18 protein-coding genes are annotated in these 20,391 nt (G+C 64.0%); 13 read left to right on the top strand and 5 right to left on the bottom strand.

The features are described from left to right. Positions 1-18: 18 nt before the first annotated feature. The 4 genes from ACZ9H4_RS32360 to msrQ all read left to right on the top strand — a co-directional run bounded on the left by ACZ9H4_RS32360 (position 19) and on the right by msrQ (position 5,374). On the top strand, positions 19-2,232 hold the full coding sequence (locus ACZ9H4_RS32360; RefSeq protein WP_408155313.1) for a cytochrome c biogenesis protein ResB: 2,214 nt from the start codon (positions 19-21) through the stop codon (positions 2,230-2,232). Between the two features lie 4 nt (positions 2,233-2,236). Beyond that, positions 2,237-3,448: a c-type cytochrome biogenesis protein CcsB gene (gene ccsB / locus ACZ9H4_RS32365; RefSeq protein WP_408149874.1), complete on the top strand. Its 1,212-nt coding sequence runs from the start codon at positions 2,237-2,239 to the stop codon at positions 3,446-3,448. 198 nt (positions 3,449-3,646) lie between these two features. Further along, entirely contained in the window at positions 3,647-4,642 is a 996-nt protein-coding gene (gene msrP / locus ACZ9H4_RS32370) for a protein-methionine-sulfoxide reductase catalytic subunit MsrP (RefSeq protein WP_476122461.1), read from the top strand. Positions 4,643-4,651: 9 nt separating this feature from the next. After that, entirely contained in the window at positions 4,652-5,374 is a 723-nt protein-coding gene (msrQ, locus tag ACZ9H4_RS32375) for a protein-methionine-sulfoxide reductase heme-binding subunit MsrQ (RefSeq protein ID WP_408328816.1), read from the top strand. Positions 5,375-5,470: 96 nt separating this feature from the next. On the opposite strand, the gene lysA is transcribed toward msrQ, so the two are convergent. Both lysA and lptM read right to left on the bottom strand, forming a co-directional pair. Continuing rightward, positions 5,471-6,733: a diaminopimelate decarboxylase gene (gene lysA, locus ACZ9H4_RS32380; protein WP_476122462.1), complete on the bottom strand. Its 1,263-nt coding sequence runs from the start codon at positions 6,731-6,733 to the stop codon at positions 5,471-5,473. An 8-nt stretch (positions 6,734-6,741) separates the two neighbouring features. Continuing rightward, positions 6,742-7,086 carry an LPS translocon maturation chaperone LptM gene (gene lptM / locus ACZ9H4_RS32385; RefSeq protein ID WP_476122463.1) on the bottom strand — a complete coding sequence of 115 codons (345 nt, stop codon included), beginning with the start codon at positions 7,084-7,086 and terminating at the stop codon, positions 6,742-6,744. 35 nt (positions 7,087-7,121) lie between these two features. Here lptM and cyaY point away from each other — a divergent pair, with 35 nt between their 5' ends. Beyond that, a complete protein-coding gene (gene cyaY / locus ACZ9H4_RS32390) occupies positions 7,122-7,439 on the top strand; it encodes an iron donor protein CyaY (protein ID WP_408149884.1) in 318 nt (105 codons plus the stop codon). Positions 7,440-7,592: 153 nt separating this feature from the next. Here the strand turns inward: cyaY and ACZ9H4_RS32395 are convergent, their stop codons facing one another. After that, on the bottom strand, positions 7,593-9,989 hold the full coding sequence (locus ACZ9H4_RS32395; RefSeq protein WP_408146403.1) for a penicillin-binding protein 1A: 2,397 nt from the start codon (positions 9,987-9,989) through the stop codon (positions 7,593-7,595). A 265-nt stretch (positions 9,990-10,254) separates the two neighbouring features. Here ACZ9H4_RS32395 and pilM point away from each other — a divergent pair, with 265 nt between their 5' ends. The 7 genes from pilM to ACZ9H4_RS32430 all read left to right on the top strand — a co-directional run bounded on the left by pilM (position 10,255) and on the right by ACZ9H4_RS32430 (position 17,646). Continuing rightward, the gene (pilM, locus tag ACZ9H4_RS32400; RefSeq protein WP_408146405.1) at positions 10,255-11,247 is read left to right on the top strand and encodes a pilus assembly protein PilM; all 993 of its coding nucleotides are present in this window, start codon (positions 10,255-10,257) and stop codon (positions 11,245-11,247) included. Continuing rightward, complete coding sequence (locus ACZ9H4_RS32405) at positions 11,244-11,969, top strand: fimbrial assembly protein (protein WP_476122464.1); 726 nt, start codon at positions 11,244-11,246, stop codon at positions 11,967-11,969. The genes pilM and ACZ9H4_RS32405 overlap by 4 nt, the downstream gene beginning before the upstream one ends. Continuing rightward, entirely contained in the window at positions 11,966-12,886 is a 921-nt protein-coding gene (locus ACZ9H4_RS32410; RefSeq protein WP_408155300.1) for a hypothetical protein, read from the top strand. Before ACZ9H4_RS32405 ends, ACZ9H4_RS32410 begins: the two co-directional genes overlap by 4 nt. Further along, positions 12,883-14,622, top strand: a complete 1,740-nt coding sequence (locus ACZ9H4_RS32415) for a type IV pilus secretin PilQ (protein WP_476122465.1) — start codon at positions 12,883-12,885, stop codon at positions 14,620-14,622. Before ACZ9H4_RS32410 ends, ACZ9H4_RS32415 begins: the two co-directional genes overlap by 4 nt. A gap of 106 nt (positions 14,623-14,728) precedes the next feature. Continuing rightward, positions 14,729-15,280 (top strand): shikimate kinase, encoded by a 552-nt coding sequence (locus tag ACZ9H4_RS32420; RefSeq protein ID WP_121315876.1) that lies wholly within the window; start codon positions 14,729-14,731, stop codon positions 15,278-15,280. After that, a complete protein-coding gene (aroB, locus tag ACZ9H4_RS32425; RefSeq protein WP_476122466.1) occupies positions 15,280-16,365 on the top strand; it encodes a 3-dehydroquinate synthase in 1,086 nt (361 codons plus the stop codon). Before ACZ9H4_RS32420 ends, aroB begins: the two co-directional genes overlap by 1 nt. A 75-nt stretch (positions 16,366-16,440) precedes the next feature. After that, on the top strand, positions 16,441-17,646 hold the full coding sequence (locus tag ACZ9H4_RS32430) for a deoxyguanosinetriphosphate triphosphohydrolase (protein WP_408146415.1): 1,206 nt from the start codon (positions 16,441-16,443) through the stop codon (positions 17,644-17,646). A 177-nt stretch (positions 17,647-17,823) separates the two neighbouring features. On the opposite strand, the gene ACZ9H4_RS32435 is transcribed toward ACZ9H4_RS32430, so the two are convergent. Then, complete coding sequence (locus ACZ9H4_RS32435) at positions 17,824-18,204, bottom strand: ElaB/YgaM/YqjD family protein (RefSeq protein WP_408146417.1); 381 nt, start codon at positions 18,202-18,204, stop codon at positions 17,824-17,826. A gap of 346 nt (positions 18,205-18,550) precedes the next feature. Beyond that, entirely contained in the window at positions 18,551-19,276 is a 726-nt protein-coding gene (locus tag ACZ9H4_RS32440) for an OmpW/AlkL family protein (RefSeq protein WP_408327314.1), read from the bottom strand. Between the two features lie 187 nt (positions 19,277-19,463). Here ACZ9H4_RS32440 and ACZ9H4_RS32445 point away from each other — a divergent pair, with 187 nt between their 5' ends. After that, the gene (locus tag ACZ9H4_RS32445; protein WP_168663499.1) at positions 19,464-20,171 is read left to right on the top strand and encodes a transposase; all 708 of its coding nucleotides are present in this window, start codon (positions 19,464-19,466) and stop codon (positions 20,169-20,171) included. Positions 20,172-20,391: the final 220 nt, after the last annotated feature.

The following is a 20,391-nucleotide window of genomic DNA, read 5'->3' on the forward strand; positions in this document are numbered from 1 at the left end:
TGTTCAGTCGGAGTTTGAATGAGCGTCACCACGTCGGGTTTGCAGTCGAAGTCGGGCAATCGGGTCTTGCGCAGCGTCATCGAAGTCTTGAGTTCGATGCGTTTCGCCATTGCGCTGCTCGTGATTCTGTCGATCGCCAGCATCATCGGCACCGTCCTCACGCAGGACGATCCGTATCCTAACTACGTCAATCAGTTCGGCCCGTTCTGGGCGGACATCTTCCGCTCGCTGAGCCTGTACACGGTGTACAGCTCGTGGTGGTTCATGCTGATTCTCGGCTTCCTGATGGTGTCGGTGTCGCTGTGCGTGATCCGCAACGCGCCCAAGATGCTCGCCGACGCGAAGAGCTGGAAAGATAAAGTCCGCGAAGGCAGCCTGCGCGCGTTCCATCACAAGGGCGAGTTCGCGGTACACGGCACGCGCGCGCAGACCTCGGCGGTGCTCGCCCAACTGTCGGCGCGACTTGGCTACAAATTCGTCACGCGTGAGTCCGAGGGCGCGACGCTGATCGCCGCCAAGCGCGGCGCATTGACCAGGTTCGGCTACATCTCCGCTCACATCGCGATCGTCGTGATCTGCCTCGGCGGCCTGCTCGACAGCAATCTGCCGATCAAGCTGCAAATGTGGCTGTTCGACAAATCGCCGATCCGCGCGAACACGGTGATCAACGACATCCCGCCGGAACATCGTCTTTCCGAATCGAACCCGACGTTCCGTGGCTACGCGTGGGTGCCGGAAGGGCAGCACGTGTCGACCGCTATCCTGAACCAGCCGGACGGCTCGCTGATCCAGGACCTGCCGTTCTCGATCGAGCTGAACAAGTTCATCGTCGATTATTACTCGACGGGTATGCCTAAGCTGTTCGCGAGCGACATCGTCGTGGTCGATCACAAAACGGGCGCGCGCGTGCCGGCGCGCATCGAGGTGAACAAGCCGTTCACCTATGACGGCGTGTCGATCTACCAGTCGAGCTTCCAGGACGGCGGCTCGCAGATGCAGATGACGGCCTATCCGATGTCCGGCACGAGCGCGAAGACCGCGCCGTTCGGCGGCACGATTGGCGGCAATGCGCCGCTCAACACGGCTACGCCGCTCGCCGACGGCCAGACGGTCGAGTTCACCGATTTCCGCGCGATCAATGTCGAAAACATCTCGAACGGCAGCGGCCAGAACGATGCTCGCGGCGTCGCCGCGCATCGCTCGCTGAAAGAGGCGTTCGACGAGCGTCTCGGCTCCGGCGCGAAGACCTCCAAGCCGCTGGATCTGCATAACGTCGGCCCGTCGGTGCAGTACAAGGTGCGCGACAAGGACGGCCAGGCGCGCGAGTACAACAACTACATGCTGCCGGTGGACGTCGCGGGCGAGAAAATGTTCCTCGCCGGCATGCGCCTGAATCCGGACGATCCGTTCCGCTACCTGCGCATTCCCGCCGACACTGGCGGCACGGTCAAGGAATGGATGAACCTGCGCGCGACGCTCGCGGATCCGGCCATGCGCGCCAAGGCCGCGCACCGTTTTGCGCTGCGCTCGGTGCCGGGTTCGAACGCCGAACTGCAGCAGCATCTCGAAGAAAGCGCGTCACGTGTGCTGACCCTTTTTGCCGGCGCGGACAGCGCCATCAAGCTGCCGAACGGCCAGCCGGTCGGCGGCTTCCAGGCGATTGCCGGCTTTATCGACCATTCGGTGCCGAAGGGGGAGCAGGAAAAGGCCGCGGGCCTGCTGCTGCGCATGCTGGAAGGCGCGACGTGGGACCTGTGGCAACTGTCCCGCGAGCAGCTCGGCGAGCCCGAGGTGCAGGCCAGCGCGGAGGCGAGCCGCTTCGTCCAGAGCTCGATCAACGCGATATCCGACAGCTTTCTGTATGGATCGCCGGTCTACTTGCAGCTTGACTCCTTCAAGCAGGTGCAAGCTTCGGTATTTCAGTTGACGCGCGCGCCGGGCAAAAAAGTCGTGTATCTTGGCAGCCTGCTCCTCGTGTTAGGCATCTTTTCGATGTTCTACGTCCGCGAACGGCGCCTCTGGTTCTGGCTCAAAGATACCGATCACGGCACGAATGTCGTGATGGCGATGTCGAGCGCGCGTAAAACGCTCGACTTCGAAAAAGAGTTCGTGCAGACGCGCGACGCCGTAGGCGCGGCGCTGGGCGCGAAGCTCAGCGAAACATCCGACGCCGCCGGCAAGCCACGCGACGCCGACCCGCCGTCCGCCAGCTCACAAGATTCGACCCGGTAAGATCATGGACTTGACTCAGGTTTCCTCTTCCTCTTCTTCAGCGTCGCGGCCCGACAAGGTGTTCGCGGGCGAGACGCTCAACGTCGCGCAGTATGACGAGCGGCCGTTTCTGAAGCGACTCGGTATCGTCGACTGGCTGTTCGCCGTCGCGATGGTCGCGGGTGCCGGGTTCGCGCTGTCGCGCTATTACCCGTTCATGAATTACTACGACAAACTGGTGCTGGTGTGCGCGGTGCCGGTCTTCGTCGTGCTCGGCTGGCGCTGGAAGCCGGTGCGTCCGTTGATGGTGGGGATCGCGGCGCTGTCGCTGCTGGCGATCCAGATTTACCAGGGCGATCTGAGCCGTGCGGACAACGCGTTCTTCCTCAAGTATTTCCTGTCGAGCCAGTCCGCGATTCTGTGGATGAGCGCGCTCTTCGTGTTCGCCACCGTGTTCTACTGGATCGGTCTGCTGTCGCGCTCGGCGACCGGTGCGGCGATCGGCTCGAAGATGACCTGGGCTGCCGTGGTGATGGGCTTCGTCGGCCTGATGGTGCGCTGGTACGAGTCGTATCTGATTGGTGCGGACGTCGGCCATATTCCCATTTCGAACCTGTACGAAGTGTTCGTGCTGTTCAGCCTGATCACCGCGCTGTTCTATCTGTACTACGAGCAGCACTACAACACCCGCGCGCTCGGCGCATTCGTGCTGCTGGTGATCAGTGCCGCTGTCGGCTTCCTGATGTGGTACTCGGTCGCGCGCGACGCGCAGCAGATCCAGCCGCTGGTCCCCGCCCTGCAAAGCTGGTGGATGAAGATTCACGTGCCGGCCAACTTCATCGGCTACGGCAGTTTCGCGCTGTCGGCGATGGTCGCCGTCGCGTATCTGGCGAAAGAGCGCGGCGTGCTGGCGGACCGCCTGCCGGCGCTCGACGTGCTCGACGACGTGATGTACAAGTCGATCGCCGTCGGCTTCGCGTTCTTCACGATCGCGACGATTCTCGGCGCGCTGTGGGCCGCGGAAGCGTGGGGCGGCTACTGGAGCTGGGACCCGAAGGAAACGTGGGCGCTGATCGTCTGGCTGAACTACGCGGCCTGGCTGCACATGCGTCTGATGAAGGGCCTGCGCGGCGCGGTCGCGGCCTGGTGGGCGCTGACCGGCCTGCTGGTGACGACGTTCGCGTTTCTCGGCGTCAACATGTTTCTGTCGGGGCTGCATAGCTACGGCAAGCTGTAAAATTCGTCGCTTCGGATGGACCAGAAACCGCCGCGTGCTTTCGCATCGGCGGTTTTTTTGCGACTGGCGGAATATTTGCTGCATCCAATGTGTTCGTCCTCACAGTACCTACGGGTGAGCGGACGCAGGTCCGGACGAGCGATCATCAATATGGCCCCGTAAGATGCACAGACCGAAGGGGCGCCAAGGAGCAGCACGATGTGGATCAAACGAAGCGACAGAAGGCAACTCGTCGGTGACGACATCGCGCGCAGCGAAATCACGCCGCAGCGTGTCTTCGAGAACCGGCGGCGCGTGTTGCAGGCGGCCGGCGCGGTAGCGCTCGGTGGTCTGATCGGCGGGAACGGCGAGGCGCAGGCCGCCTACACGTCGCCGGATCCGAAGGCGCAGAAACTCGCGGCGAAGACCAATACCCGGTTCGTCGCGCTCGACCGCATCACGCCGTACAAGGACATCACCACATACAACAACTTCTACGAGTTCGGCACCGACAAAGCCGATCCCGCGCACAACGCCGGGACGCTGCGGCCGCATCCGTGGAAGGTCAGCGTCGAGGGTGAAATCAGGAACCCGAAGGTGTACGACATCGACGAATTGCTCAAGCTCGCGCCGCTCGAAGAGCGCGTGTACCGGCTGCGTTGCGTCGAAGGCTGGTCGATGGTGATTCCGTGGATCGGCGTGCCGCTGGCGGAGTTGATCAAACGTGTGCAGCCGACCGGCAATGCCAAATACGTGCAGTTCATCACGCTGGCCGATCCGTCGCAAATGCCGGGGCTCTCGACCCCCGTGCTCGACTGGCCGTATTCCGAAGGCCTGCGCATGGACGAAGCGATGAACCCGCTCACGCTGCTGACGATGGGTCTCTACGGCCAGGTTCTGCCGAATCAGAACGGCGCGCCGGTGCGCATCGTGGTGCCGTGGAAGTATGGGTTCAAGAGCGCCAAGTCGCTGGTGAAGATCCGCTTTCTCGACAAGCAGCCGCCTACCAGCTGGAACACGTACGCATCGAGCGAATACGGTTTTTATTCGAACGTGAATCCGAATGTCGATCATCCGCGCTGGAGTCAGGCGACCGAACGGCGCATCGGTGAAGACGGTTTCTTCACGCCGAAGCGCAAGACGCTGATGTTCAACGGCTACGGGGATCAGGTCGCGTCGCTGTATCAAGGCATGGACCTGAAGAAGAATTTCTGAGGCGCGACGATGGCTTCCGATACACAACCCGTTGTCCCCGCCGAACGCAACGCATCGCGTGCGCCGGCGGCCACGCCCGCCGCAGCGGCAAAGACGGCAGCGACGGCGAAGCAGCGGCCCGCCGGCGGCGCGCGCTGGATCGTGCCGGCCAAAATCGCAGTATTTATCGCGGCGTGGTATCCGCTCGCGCGCATCGTGCTGTTCGGCATGACCGACCGGCTCGGCGCGAATCCGATCGAATTCATCACGCGCTCGACGGGCCTCTGGACGCTCGTCTTCCTCTGCATCACGCTGGCCGCGACACCATTGCGCCGTCTCACCGGCGTCGCGGCATTGGTGCGGTTTCGGCGCATGCTCGGCCTCTACACGTTCTTCTATGCGACACTGCATTTCACCACTTACCTCTGGTTCGACAAGTGGTTCGACGTGGCCGCCATTTTCAAGGACATCGGCAAGCGGCCGTTCATCACCGTGGGCTTTGCCGCCTTCGTGTTGCTGATCGCGCTGGCTGTGACGTCGCCACGCGCGATGGTGCGCAAACTCGGACGCCGCTGGCAGACCCTGCATCGCGCGATCTATGCGATCGGCGCGCTCGCGATTCTGCATTTCTGGTGGATGAAGGCGGGCAAGCACGATCTGCTGCTGCCGAAGATCTACGGCGCGATCATGGTCGTGCTGCTGGGATGGCGGTTGATTGTCTGGCTGCGTGAGCGAAGGTCAATGGCGCGTTGACGATCGCGCGGCGTGCGCGGCGACGGCGCGCAAATAGAAAAAGGCGATGCCGCACCGGCATCGCCTTTTTTTATCTTGTTGCGCTGATGCGACCGTTTACGCCGGCAGGATGGCTTCACCCGCAAACAGCTGTTTGACCTCTTCACGTGCGCGAGCCACATGGACCTGTGTACCATCGACCATCACCTCGGCCGCACGCGGACGCGTGTTGTAGTTCGAGCTCATCACGAAGCCGTAAGCGCCGGCCGAGCGGATCGCGAGCAGATCGCCCGGTTCGACCGCCAGCAGGCGTTCGCGGCCGAGCCAGTCGCCGCTTTCGCAAACCGGGCCGACCACGTCGTAGACATGAGCAGGCACGTCGCGCTTCACGACGGGCTCGATGGCGTGATACGCCTCGTACATCGCGGGGCGCGCGAGATCGGTCATCGCCGCGTCGACGATGGCGAAGTTCTTTTCAGCGCCGGGCTTCAGAAACTCGAGACGCGTGAGCAGCACACCCGCATTGCCGACCAGCGAACGGCCCGGCTCGAAATACACTTCACGATGGCCGTGACCGCGCGCTTCGATGCGATCGAGCACGGTGCGCACGAACTCGCCGATCTCCGGCGGTGTTTCGTCGTCGTACGTGATGCCGAGGCCGCCGCCTACGTCGATGTGGCGAATCTTCACGCCGTCCTGCTCGATCTGCTCGACCAGTTCCAGCACCTTGTCGACCGCGTCGAGATAAGGCGCGACTTCGGTGATCTGCGAGCCGATGTGGCAGTCGATACCGATCACGTCCAGATTCGCCATCGCCGCGGCGGCGCGATACGTGGCGCGCGCATCTTCGAAGGCGACGCCGAACTTGTTCGACTTCAGCCCGGTGGAGATATACGGATGCGTTTTCGCATCGACGTCGGGATTCACGCGCAACGACACCGGCGCCTTCTTGCCCATTTCCGCCGCAACCGCGTTCAGGCGATCGAGTTCGGGAATCGATTCGACGTTGAAGCATTTGACGCCCGCCGCGAGCGCGTCGCGCATCTCTTGTGCGTTCTTGCCCACGCCGGAAAACACGGTGTTCTCCGCTTTGCCGCCGGCCGCGAGCACGCGCGCCAGTTCGCCACCCGACACGATGTCGAAGCCGGCGCCGAGACGCGCGAACACGTTCAGCACCGCGAGATTGCTATTGGCCTTGACGGCCACGTGCACGCTCGCGCGACGGCCGGCGCAAGCGCCCGCATACGCGTTCCACGCTTCGGTGAGCGCGGCGCGCGAATAGACGTACAGCGGCGTGCCGAACTGTTCGGCGAGAGAGACGGCGGACACGCCTTCGGCGTGCAATAAGCCGTCGACATAGTCAAATGCGGATCGAGTCATGCGAAAGTCTATTGAACGGGGGTGACGGCGGAGGCAGGCAGCGGAGCGGCGGTACCGGATGCAGCGGAAGCGGGCGGCGTGGCGAGTTCGGTTTCCGGCGCCAGCGAGAGCGGTGTGCCCGAGGTATCCGGCACGGTGCTCAGGTCAGCGGCGCTTGCCGAGGCGGGTTGCGCGCTCTCCGGCGGCGGGGTTTGCGTGCGGGTTGCCGGCGGAGCCGGAAGCGGCGGCACGGTCGGCAAATAGAGCGAACCGCGTTGTCCGCAACCACCGAGCGCGCAACCTGCGAGAATGGCTAAACCCGCTACAATCGCGCGGCCGGGCGCCGCCGCGCGCATCCGAGATACAACTCGCATGACTGTCCCTGAATAAATAATCGATGGAGTTTAGCATGTCCGATAGTGATTACCTGACCCGTGCGGAAGCCGCGCTAGCCGCCATCGAACGCGCGCTGGACGACACCGACGCCGACATCGAACTCGAGCGCAGCGGCAACGTGCTGACGCTCGAATTTGAGAATCGCACGAAGATTATCGTCAACCTGCAACCGCCGATGAGCGAGATCTGGATCGCCGCGAAAGCGGGTGGTTTTCACTTCCGTTTCGTCGATGGCGAATGGCGCGACACGCGCAGCGGCGCCGAGTTTTTCGCCGCGTTGTCGGAGTACGCGACGCAGCAGGCTGGTGAGCCGGTTCGCTTCTCGGCGTAACTAGCGGGCTCGCGTTGGCATCGGCGCCGACACTTTCGATGCTCGGTAGCGCCGGGCGAGCCTGCGTAGCGCAAATCAGACGCCCAAAACAAAACCGCCGCGCATCTTTCGAGCGCGGCGGTTTTGTTTTTTCCGGCAACACCAGGCAACCCGTCAGTGTCCGCGGAACAGATTCATGATGTCCTGCTTTTCCTGTTCGCCGACCTGTTGGGGCGCGGCGGCCGCCGCGCTCGCCTCTGCGTCCAGCGTCGCCTGACTGACGCCGACCGTGGCGACGAAACCGTGCCCCGGTGTGAAGTCGGCGAAGTAAAGCTCCGAGCCGACTTCGGTCACATCGTCGGGGCGCGCCATCTTGTATTCCGGCACGCCTTTGAGCGCGCGTCCCATGTAATCGATCCACACCGGCAACGCGAGGCCGCCGCCGGTTTCCTTGTCGCCGAGGCTGCGCGGGTTGTCATAGCCGATCCACGCGATCGCCGTGAGCGTGTGCTGATAACCGGCGAACCATGCGTCGCGCGAATCGTTGGTCGTGCCCGTCTTGCCGGCCAGATCGGTCCGCTTGAGCACGTTGGTCTTCGCGCCCGTGCCGCGTTGGGCGACGCTCTGTAGCAGGCTGTTCATCACGTACGCGTTGCGCGGCTCGATCGCGTGCGGCGCGCTTTGCGCGGCCACCAGCGGCTGCGCGTGCGCCACCACGATGCCGCGCTGATCGGTGACTTCGGCGATCAGATACGGATTGACGCGGTAACCTCCGTTCGCGAACACCGAGAACGCGCCCGCCATCTGCAACGGTGTGACGAGACCCGCGCCGAGCGCCATCGGCAGATAGGCCGGGTGACGCTCCGCGTCGAAGCCGAAGCGCGTGATGTACTGCTGCGCGTACTTCGGGCCGATCTGGTTCAGGATGCGGATCGACACCAGGTTCTTCGACTTCTGCAGCGCGGTGCGCATGGTCATCGGACCATCGAAGCCGCCGCCGTAGTTCTTCGGCTCCCACGCCTGGCCGCCGGTTTCGGCGGCGCTGAAAAAGAGCGGCGCGTCGTTGATGATGGTGGCCGGCCCGAGCCCCTTTTCGAGCGACGCCGAATAGATGAACGGCTTGAAACTCGAACCCGGCTGACGCCAGGCCTGGGTCACGTGATTGAATTTGTTCTTGTTGAAATCGAAGCCGCCGACCAGCGCGCGAATCGCACCGTCCTGCGGGATCACTGAAACGAACGCGCCTTCCACTTGCGGTAGTTGCGTGATCGACCAGTCGCCGTCGTCGTTCTTCGCGAGGCGGATGATTGCGCCGGGCCGCACGCGTTGATTCGGCTGCGCGCGCGGCCCGAGCGCGAACTGCGCGAAGCGCAGGCCATCGCCCTCGATGGTCGCGACATTGCCGTCGATGAACGTGGCCTGCACCTGCTTCGGGCTCGCCGCGGTGACGACTGCCGCGATGATCTCGCCGTTGTCCGGATGTTCGAGCAGCGCGTCGTCGATCGCCTGTTCCCGGTCCCCGGCGTCGGCCGGCAAATTGATGAACGCCTCCGGACCGCGATAGCCGTGACGGCGTTCATAGTCCATCAGCCCTTTGCGCAGCGCGCGGTAGGCGACGTCCTGATCGGCGGAATCGATCGTGGTCACGACATTCAGGCCGCGCGTATACGCTTCTTCGCGATACTGCGCGTACATCATCTGCCGCACCATTTCCGCGACGTACTCCGCGTGCACGCTGAATTCCTTGCCTGCACCCTTGACGACGAGCGCCTGTTTGCTGGCATCGTCGTATTGTTCCTGAGTGATGTAGTGCAGTTCGTACATGCGCTGCAGGATGTATTCCTGACGCACCTTCGCACGCTTCGGATTGACCACCGGGTTATACGCGGACGGCGCCTTCGGCAGACCGGCGAGCATCGCCGACTCCGCCAGCGTCAGATCCTTCAGATCCTTGCCGAAGTACACGCGTGCCGCGCTGGCGAAACCATACGCGCGCTGGCCGAGATAGATCTGATTCATGTACACCTCGAGAATCTGATCTTTCGTCAGCTTCGACTCGATCTTGTACGCGAGCAGCATCTCGTAGATCTTGCGCGTATAGGTTTTCTCGCTCGACAGGAAGAAGTTGCGCGCCACCTGCATCGTGATCGTACTGGCGCCCTGGGTCGCGTGGCCGTTGGTCAGCGCGACGAAGCCGGCGCGCGCGATGCCGGTGAGGTCGACACCGCCGTGATCGTAGAAGCGCGCGTCTTCGATCGCGAGGATCGCCTTCTTCAGACTATCGGGCACGTCCTGGATGTGCACGATGTCGCGTCGCTCTTCACCGAATTCGCCGATCAGCACGTGGTCGGCCGTATAGATGCGCAGCGGCACTTTCGGGCGATAGTCGGTCAGCGCATCGAGAGAGGGCAGATTCGGCGTGGCGACGACGAGCGCATAGCCGAGTACCAGCAGCACGCACAGAATGCCCGCGACGATCAGGCCGAAAAAGCCGAGGATGAGCTTGAGCCATAGCGGGCGTTTGCGCTTCTGAGGCGCGGGCGGCGGGGACGTAGGAGACGTGGATTGCATATGTGCACCAAAAAACAGTCCCGCGATTATAGCCGCCTCGCTTTTTAGCTTTCGGCTCGCTTACGAGACGTGCTGTCAGGTCTGCGCGCAGGGCGCGGGAATGACTTCACTGTAGCTTCACTGTAGTCGCTTTGATCGCACGCAGGGCGCGTGCTGCGCAACGTTAGCCATTCGGCTGAGTGTCGCGCGGCGGCGCGTCTACGCACAATTCTCCCTCGTCACTCGCGTTCGAATGGTTCGTCGCGAGAGTCAGAGGGAGGGCGTGATGGGGTTCAGAAATTCGTGGCTTCAGGCCGTGCGATCAGGGCGGCAGCGTTTCGGCGCCGGGATCGACGTCGGTTCGCAAAACGTGCGTCTCGTCGTGGTGAGTCAGCGCTCGCGCGCACACGGCGCGCTATATCTCGAATATGTCAGCACCGTCGCGCTTGCCGCCGGTGCGATGGCCGGCACGGAGATCGCCGACCGCCAGGCGGTGGCGCGTGCGTTGCGCGACGCGTTTGCCGGTTTGCCGCGTGCGTGTGCGACGCACGCATTGCGGTGCGCGATGGCGGTGCCCGCATCGGCCACATCGACCACCACGGTGCCGCTCGCGCGGCTCGCTGCGCAAAGCCATTGCGCGGACGACGGCGGCCATGCATTGGCCGCACTGGAGCCTGCGGTGATGGGCGAGGCGGAGCGCATCGCGGGAATCGAGCGGCATGCATTGGCGGTCGACTGGTCGGTCGATGAAACGCCGTCGCCGATTCGCTCGGTGAAGATCGCCGCCACCGCGCGCCAGCATCTCGAAGCGCGCATGGAGTGCGCGGCGACGGCCGGCATTTCGCTCTCCGCCGTCGATGGCGAGCCGCATGCGGCGCTGCGCGCAATGCGCTATGCGGCGAGCCGCGAACTCGATCCGCTCGAGCCGTATGTGGCGCTGTGGATTGGCACGGACGGCGTGTACGGCTGGCGCATCGTGGACGACTCCATCGCTGGCGAAATGCGTTATCCGGCGCCCGAGCATGCCGATCTCGCCGACGCGTTGCGCGATCTCGTGCATGGTCCCGTACTCGACTGCGCATTGGTGAGCGGCGAAGTCGATCTGCTCGACGGCGTGGGTTTCACGCTGGCCGATATCGCGGACGTGTTGGGCTGCACGGTGTTGCCGTTCGAATGCTCGGTGCTGGGTGGGCTCGTGCGGCCGCTGAGCGACGAGTTGCTGAATGAACCGGCGGGGGCTGTCGCGTTCGGGCTTGCATTGCGCGGGGTGATCGAATGATGCGCGGCCTTTTCTTTTCCGGCGCGGCTGGTTCGCGCGCAGCGGTTCCGTCGCGTGCCGCGCGTCTCACGCAGCCGTGGCTCGGCGGTTTCAACCTGCTGCCGTACCGGCAACGCGACGTGCGGCTCGCGCGGCGGCGTCGTGCGTGCGAATGGGGCGGCGCCGTGCTCGCGGGGTGTGCCGCTGTCCTCGCATTGGCCGGGTGGCAGGCCTTCGAGAAGACGCGTCTCGATGCACAGCGCGCGTCGATCGAGCACGCCCTGGCGGGATTGTCCGCGCCGCTCGCAGAGCACGCCACCTTGCTGCGCGAGCAAGACGAAATGCGCAAGCATGCGGCGCGTGCGACGAGCTTGTCCGAGCCGCTCGCGCATCTGCTCGATCTGCTCGAAGCGTTGAGTTTCGAACCTGGCGAAGGCGTGGTATTGCGGCAGTTGCGCCAGCGTGAGCACGAAACCGAGTTGCTGGCGACATCGCACGGACATCTCGCGTCGGCGGAGTGGCTCAAGCGCCTGAGTGCGGTCCACGGCGTGAAGGGCGCGGAGATGAGCGACCTGCATCGCCCGACGGCGCGCGGCAACTCGCCCGCGGATGAAAGCGTGAGCGGCCCGGTCGAATTCGGCGCACGTCTGCGCTGGGACGAGCCGGCGCCGAAAGCCGCCCACGTTGCTGCCGCCGCGGCGGCGCGTCCTGTGAAGTCCGAACCGTCGGGAGGTGTGAAATGAGTACGATCTTTGTCGGGACGGGCGGCGTGGCCAACCCCCAATTCTCTGTTGCCCAGTTGACCAAACGGTTGCGGTTGCCGCTCGCTGCGTGGAGCCGGCGCCGGCGCTGGCTGGTCGCGTTGCTGATCGCCATGCTGGTGTTCGGGCTGGGCGCGCATGGCTGGATCGTCGCCGATCTCGGCGGTGTCGAGGCGAGCCGCACGGCATTGGCCGCGAGTGTTCAGCGTCTTGCGCACGCGCGCCGCTCGCTTGCGCAATTGCCCTCGTTGCGCCGCAAAGCCACGGCGAGCCCCGCCGTGTCGCCGGCTGCCTCGTGGAGTTCCGCGGACGACGTGCGCATCGTCTCGGAATTGGCTGCCGCGAATAACGTCGCTTTGTATGCGCTCGAGCCAGGTGCGGTCAGTGGCGATGGCATCGAACGCATGCGCCCTTTGCAGCTCACCGCGCGCACGGACTTTGTCCACCTGATGGCGTTTCTGCACGGACTGTCGGACTTGCCGGTGCTGATCGTTCCCGTCGATGTGACCGTCAAGCAGGACGCCGCGTCGTTGTCGGTGAGTGGGACGCTGCGCGTGTTCAGTGCGCTGCGGCCCGCTTCTTCGAATGACGCCGCGCACGCGTTCGACGACGTGAGCCTCGACGCGGACGACGACGAGGACATCGTGTTCTTCGACCCGTTCGTGCAACCGCAGGTGCGGGCAGCCGGCGAGTTGCCCGATATCTCGCAAATGCGTCTGGTCGGCGTGCTGCGCGATCGCACGCACGGCCTGGCCCTGCTCGATACGCCAGACGGCGCGACCACCGTCGCATCCGGGCAGCAGCTTGGCGCCGAGCGCGTGACGCGGCTCGACGCGCTCGGCATTACGCTCGCGAGAGGCGATACGACGCGCACGCTCGCACTCGCGGAGGCTTCATGACGAAAAGACTGACGAAGCCATGGCTTGCGACGTGTGCGCGCATCGGTGCTCGCGCATCTCCAGGTTTTCGCGCGCATAGTTGCGCTCGAACGTGCATCGGCCTTTACATCAGCGCGGCACTCGGTGCAGGCATCGCGCAGGCTTCGACGCCACCGCAACCACTGCTGCCGCCGTTGCCGGGTTTCATGCCGCTCGACGACGCGGTGGCGCCTGCCGATCCCGCGTACGGCGCAGCCCCGCTGCCGCGCGCCGTTTCCGGCGAAGTGCCGAATCCGTTTCGCGACAATCCGGCGGAGGACCCTATGGCAGCGCGAACGGCCGCGCCGTCAGCCAACTACAGCGCCAACACGGACGATTTCGCCGCTGCCGCCGAAGGCTCCGTGCCGCTGGGCGCAAAACAGCCGTCCGCTGCGCCTCACGACGATAGCGTCGACGCCGGCGCACTCGAAGGTCCGCCGGTGCCGCTGCCGCCGCGCGTGCGTCTGAGTAACGGACCCAGGAGCGCAGCCGACGCGCGCCTCGCCGCCGACGACAAACCGATCTCGCTGAATTTCCAGCGTGCCGAACTTGGCGCCGTGCTCAAAGCATTTGCCGAGTTCACAGGGATGAACATCGTCGCGAGCGAACGAGTGCGCGGCGCCGTCTCGCTGCGCCTCGACAAGGTGCCGTGGCGCACCGCGTTCGATACCTTGCTCGACGTCAACAACCTCGCGATGGAGCGGCACGGCAACGTGATCTGGGTCGCACCCGTCGCGGATCTGGCCGCGCGCGAGCGGCAGCGTTTCGAAGCGCACGCGCGGGCCGCCGATCTCGAACCGCTCGCGAGCCGCACCTTCGAGTTGCATTATGCGCACGCCGAGGACGTGCGGCGCCTGCTGACCGGCGCGGGTACGCAGCGCGTGCTGTCCAAACGCGGCGCCGTGACCGCCGATCCGCGCACCAATCTGCTGTTCGTGACCGATCTTGCGGGGCGCCTCGAACAGATCGCGGCGCTGCTCGTTGCCGTTGACCGGCCGACTCGCCAAGTGCTGATCGAAGCGCGCATCGTCGAGGGCGATCACGGCTTTTCGCGCAACCTCGGCGTGCGGCTCTCGCTGGCGGCCACGAGTACCGACGGGACGGCGAAAGGCCTGAGCGGCGGCACGGACGGCACCGTCTACGATCTGTCGGCCCGCCCGATTTCCGGCTTCGACGCCGCCAGCGCTGGGCTCACGTTGTTCGCAGCCGGCGCGACGCGGCTGCTGAATATCCAGTTGAGCGCGCTCGAAGCGGAGGGGCGCGGCAAAATCATCTCGAGCCCGCGGGTCGTCACCGCCGATCGGATGAAGGCGGTGGTCGAGCAGGGTACCGAGCTGCCGTATCAGGCCAAGGTGGGGCAGGGCGTGTCGGGCGTGCAGTTTCGCCGGGCCACGCTCAAACTGGAGGTCGAGCCGCAAATCATGCCGGACGGCCGGGTGGTGCTGGACCTCGATGTCGCCAAGGACAGCGTCGGCGAACAGACCGACGCCGGGCCCGCGATCAACACCAAACACGTGCAAACGCGCGTCGAAGTCGAGGATGGTGGTACGGTGTCGATCGGCGGAATTTACGCGTCCGATGACCGGGACGATGTGACTCGGGTCCCTGTCCTGGGCAAAATACCCATTTTGGGCGCGCTTTTCCGCAATCGGGCACATCGCGACCAGCGTAGCGAACTGGCGGTATTCATCACGCCGAGCGTCGTTCAGATAAATTAGGGGCAGGCCGCCGCCGCTCGCCAGCGGCGGCGCGTAGGCTCGACAAGGCAGCCGCTTTGCCAGTAAGCTGCGGCACGAACCATACCGGATTAGCCAGAGGACACCGTTGCAAGCGCGGGACGCACACGCCAATGTTTTTTTTGTAGGTCTCATGGGGGCAGGGAAAACCACCGTGGGCCGGGCCATTGCGCGCCGTCTCGATCGCCCGTTCTTCGATTCCGACCATGAAATCGAGGCGCGCACGGGCGCGCGCATTCCGGTGATCTTCGAGATGGAAGGCGAAGCGGGCTTCCGCGAGCGCGAGGCGAGCGTGATTTCCGAGCTCACCGGGCGCGACAATATCGTGCTGGCGACGGGCGGCGGCGCGGTGCTACGGCCGGAAAACCGCGCGGCGCTCCAGAATAACGGCGTAGTGATCTATCTGCGGGCCAATCCTCACGACCTGTGGCTGCGCACGCGGCGCGACAAGAACCGCCCGCTGTTGCAGACCGAAGATCCCAAAGCGCGCCTCGAAGCGCTCTACGAAGTGCGCGACCCGCTCTACCGCGAATGCGCGCATTTCGTGATTGAAACCGGCCGGCCGTCGGTCAACGGACTCGTCAACATGGTTCTGATGCAGCTCGAGATGGCCGGCGTCGCCAAACATCCTGCGTCATAATGGACCGTATGATTACCGTCAACGTCGAACTGGGCGAGCGCGCCTACCCCATCCATATCGGTGCCGATCTGATCGGCCAGACCGCGCTGTTCGCGCCGCATATCGCCGGCAGTTCGATCACCATCGTCACGAACACCACGGTCGACCCGCTCTACGGCGACACGCTGCGCGCCGCGCTCGCGCCGCTCGGCAAGCAGGTGTCGACGGTCGTCTTGCCGGACGGCGAGGCGCACAAGAACCTTGGCACCCTGAACCTCATCTTCGACGCGCTGCTCGGCTCGCGCGCCGATCGCAAGACCACGCTGATCGCTCTGGGCGGCGGCGTGATCGGCGACATGACGGGTTTTGCCGCGGCCTGCTATATGCGCGGCGTGCCGTTCATTCAGGTGCCGACTACGTTGCTGTCGCAGGTGGATTCGTCGGTGGGCGGCAAGACCGGCATCAATCACCCGCTCGGCAAGAACATGATCGGCGCGTTCTACCAGCCGCAGGCGGTGATCGCCGACATCGGCGCGCTGCGCACGCTGCCCGCGCGTGAACTGGCGGCGGGCGTCGCCGAAGTGATCAAGACCGGCGCGATCGCCGACGCTGATTTCTTCAACTGGATCGAAGCCAACATCGAGGCGTTGAATCGCTGCGAACCGGAGGCGTTGACCGAGGCGGTCAAGCGTTCGTGCGAGATCAAGGCGTCGGTGGTGGCCAAGGACGAGCGCGAAGGCGGACTGCGCGCGATCCTCAATTTCGGCCATACCTTCGGCCACGCGATCGAGGCTGGCCTCGGCTATGGCGAGTGGCTGCACGGCGAGGCCGTCGGCTGCGGGATGGCGATGGCGGCGGATCTGTCCGTGCGCATGGGCTATCTCGACGATGCCGCGCGCCGGCGTCTCGTCGACGTGATCGTAGCCGCGCATTTGCCGACCAAAGCGCCTGCGCTCGGCGAAACGCGCTATGTCGAACTGATGCAGGTCGACAAGAAGGCCGAAGCCGGCGCGATCAAATTCATTCTGCTGAAGCGTTTCGGTGAGACGCTGATCACCCAGGCGCCCGATGCCGAGGTGCACGCCACGCTGGCCGCCGCCGTCTAGACACGACGAGGCAATTCCCAGCTACGCATCACGCACCAGCGTCACGAGGCGCCGCCCCATGTTTCGGAGAACCCGGTGACTGACAGGCGCAGCGACGATGTACAGCATGACCCGGCGGCAGGCATGGCGGCGATCGCCGTGCCCACACAGGATGCACTCGAAGCGCACCTCGCGCCATACGCAGCGCATTCCGCGCAATCGCGCGGCCGCCGTTATCCCGAAGCCGCGCCGAGCGCGCGCACCGAGTTCCAGCGCGATCGCGACCGCATCGTTCACTCGACGGCATTCCGCCGGCTCGAATACAAGACGCAGGTGTTCGTGAATCACGAGGGCGACCTGTTTCGCACGCGCCTCACCCATAGCCTGGAGGTCGCGCAGATCGCGCGCTCTGTGGCGCGCAATCTGCGCGTCAACGAAGACCTCGTCGAAGCCATTTCGCTTGCTCATGATCTCGGCCATACCCCATTTGGCCATGCCGGCCAGGACGCGCTGAACGAATGTATGCGCGAGCACGGCGGCTTCGAGCACAACCTGCAAAGTCTCGCGGTGGTGGACGATCTGGAGGAGCACTACGGCGCGTTCAACGGCCTGAACCTGTGCTTCGAAACCCGCGAGGGCATCCTCAAGCATTGCTCGCGAGAAAACGCGCGGCGGCTCGGTGCGTTGGGCGAGCGCTTTCTCGAAGGACGCCAGCCGTCCATCGAAGCGCAGATCGCGAATGTCGCCGACGAGATCGCGTACAACAATCACGACGTCGACGACGGTTTGCGCTCAGGCCTCCTCACGGTCGAGCAGCTTGCCGAAGTGGAGTTGTGGCAGACGCATTTCGAGGCGTCGCGTCGCGATTTTCCGCAGATCGAAGGGCGCAGGCTGATTCACGAGACGGTGCGCCGGATCATCAACACGCTGATTGTCGACCTGATCGATACGACGCGGGAGAACATCGTCCGGCATGCGCCGGCCTCGCTCGACGCCGTGCGCGCCGCGCCCGCCCTCGTCGCGCACAGCGACGCGATTGCCGCCCAGGCTGCGGCGCTCAAGCGCTTCCTCTTCAAGAACCTGTATCGCCACTACCGCGTGATGCGCATGGCCAACAAGGCGCGCCGCGTGGTGGTCGGCCTGTTCGACGCGTTCACCGAAGACCCGCGGCTGTTGCCGCCGGCTTATCAGTCGGCGGACGTGACGCAGCAGCCGCGACTGATTGCCCATTACATCGCGGGAATGACGGATCGCTATGCGGTGAAGGAGTATCAGCGGCTGTTCGTGATCGACGACAACTAGCCAGCACCACGCGAACGCGCGTCGGCGCCGAGCTCGGGCGCCGACGCAACCGCACATTCGCGATCGCAACTGATTGCCGTCAGTCAAAGCCGCCGGAATGATGGCGGCTCGACTCTTCACTCAGCGCAGCCTGCGAGTGCAACTCAGGCGTACACGGAAGTGCACCTTCGGCGTACCTCAGCGCAACCGCGACGCGAACAGCGCGCCCGCGATCAGCGCCACCCCACCGACGATGGCAATCGTCTGCCACGGATTTTCATGCACGTAATCGTCCGCGTCGGACATCGCGACTTCAGCGCGTTCACGCACGACTTCGCGGGTGTCGTTCAGGCGGGTGCGCGCGGCGTCCAGCTGTTTGCGCAGCTTGCCGCGCAATGCCACGGCGTCGGCATGGGTGCCGTCCGCCAGCGTGGATTCGAGTTCGGTCAACAGCGTGCGCAACTCGCCCGCGATGTCTTCGGCAGCATGGCGGCTATGGCGGGCGATGCGCCGTGCGCGGCGGCTCGTGCTGGTCCAGGATTCGCCGAGGGCGTCTCTCGTATTCGGAAGTGCTGTCATGGTCGCTCCGTCGATGAGGGTGAAAGAGTTCACGCGTTGTCACGATGACGCGCTAGCGCGTCACGACGCGGAAAACACCGTGAGAACGCAACTTCAGTGCCAAACCCGTAAAGCCCCTCAGGGCGTGGCGCGGATGAAGAATCCTCCGCAGATATTGCACGAGCCGGGCCGATTCCGGGTCAAATTTACAAATACTCACGCGTGCGTGCGGCACCGGCCTAGCCGTGCTGCGGATCGCCCCTTGCTGCGAGCGCAAATAGAAACGCCGTCATCGAATGGATGACGGCGTTGTCCAAGCCACGAAAATTCGACTACCCTACCTCTACGCCCCCAATTTCTCGAAGCGTTAGAAACGGTAACCAATGTTGACGTAGCTAACGATCGGGTTCAGCTTGATCTTGGTCTGCGACTGCACGTTCAGCGTGCCGACCGGCGTGTTCGCGGCGGTGTTCAGCTTGGCCGTGGTGCTGAGCGGCAGGTACGAGATCGAGACGCCCGCGAACCAGTGCTGGGTGAACGCGTACGTGAAACCGGCATTAAACACCGGCGCCCACGAACTATCCGTGGTGACGCTGGTCGGACCATGCAGAACGTTGGCTTCGAATGCGCTGTTGGTGATCTTTTCGTCCGTGAACCAGACGCGGCTCACACCGACGCCGAGATACGGACGGAACGCGGCGGTCGGAGCGTTGAAATAGTACTTGAACAGCAGAGTCGGGCTCCATTGTTTCGCCTGGCCCAGCTTGCCGAACTGTTGGAGGCTGCCCGTGCCGTTCAGATCGAACGTGGGCGGATAGCCCATGACGAGTTCGGTTGCGATGTGGTCGGTGACGAAGTAACCCGCAGTGAAGCCGATGGTGTCGGTTGAATTGAGTGATGCCCCGGTATTCGGTTCTGTGATGTTGGTCGGGCTGCCGCCAATGCTTGTCACTCTCAATGGGTCGCTGCTCGATTGAGGCGCAAGATGGAACCAGCCCGTCGTGACGTAAAAACTGCCGGCCGATTGTGCGTGCGCTGCCGTCGTCATGCAGACTAGCGCCGCCATCCCCGTTACGGCCTGTTTTAATTTCATATGTGCTCCTCCAAAAAAGGCCCGCTCATTATGACGAGAACGTTTGAAACAAACCATACGCGGCGGTTAGAGCTTTCTCCCTAAGCGCCGCGCGGTTTCTGGCTTAGCCGCGTCGCGCCGAACCTTGAGCGCATGCGGTTCTTCGGACCTTCGGGTATGTACCAACGCGACTATTGGATACTCCAGCATGGCACGGCTTGCACGTCTTTATGTCCCTGACCAGCCGCAGCACGTCATCCTTCGCGGGCTCGATCAGCAGCCCGCATTCGTCGACGACCAGGACTACGAGCTCTTCATCGACTGCCTGAAAGCGGCTTCTCGCGACCATCATCTTTCGATCCACGCGTACGCATTGATGCCGGGCGCCGTGCAACTGCTCGTCACGCCAACCGAAGAGTCTAGCTTGCCCAAGGCGATGCAGGCGGTGGGTCGTCGCTACGTCGCGCATTTCAATCGACGCTACGCACGCCGCGGCACCTTGTGGGAAGGCCGCTACCGGGCCACGGTGATCGAAGGCGAGCGTTACTTCCTGCTGGCGAGCCGTGTCGTGGAGATGTGTCCGGTGCGCGCCCAACTCGTCAACGCGCCGGAGGACTATCGCTGGTCGAGCTACCGTCATCACATTGGCCTCACGCTCGACAGCCTGATCACCGACCATCCGTTGTACTGGTCTTTGGGCAACACGCCGTTCGAGCGTCAGCGGGCATACCGCGAATTGTGCGAGCAGCCGCTCGACGAACGCGAAGCCAGCCAACTTCAGCAAGCCACCCTGAAAGGCTGGGTTCTGGGCAGCGATACCTACCGGGAATGGGCGGCGCGCGCTGCAAACCGGCGCGTCTCGCCGCTGCCGCGCGGGCGGCCGCGCAAGGTCCGCGAGACGCCGCACACGCAATAAAGCGTTTCGCGTCAAAGGTCTAAAGGGAAACGGCATCGCGCATGCCGTTTTCTTTTGCCCTGTTTTGATATGGCACCAATAAAAAACGAGCGCGATGCACCAATTTGATAATTGGGGATCGATCACCACGTTTTATTTGCTATTCCATTGATTCGTCGCGTATATTCCGAATTCCGGCGCTTTTTGACACGCATAGCATTCAGCGTAAAGAGCGCCGTCG

It is taken from the genome of Paraburkholderia sp. TE9906 (assembly GCF_056279605.1).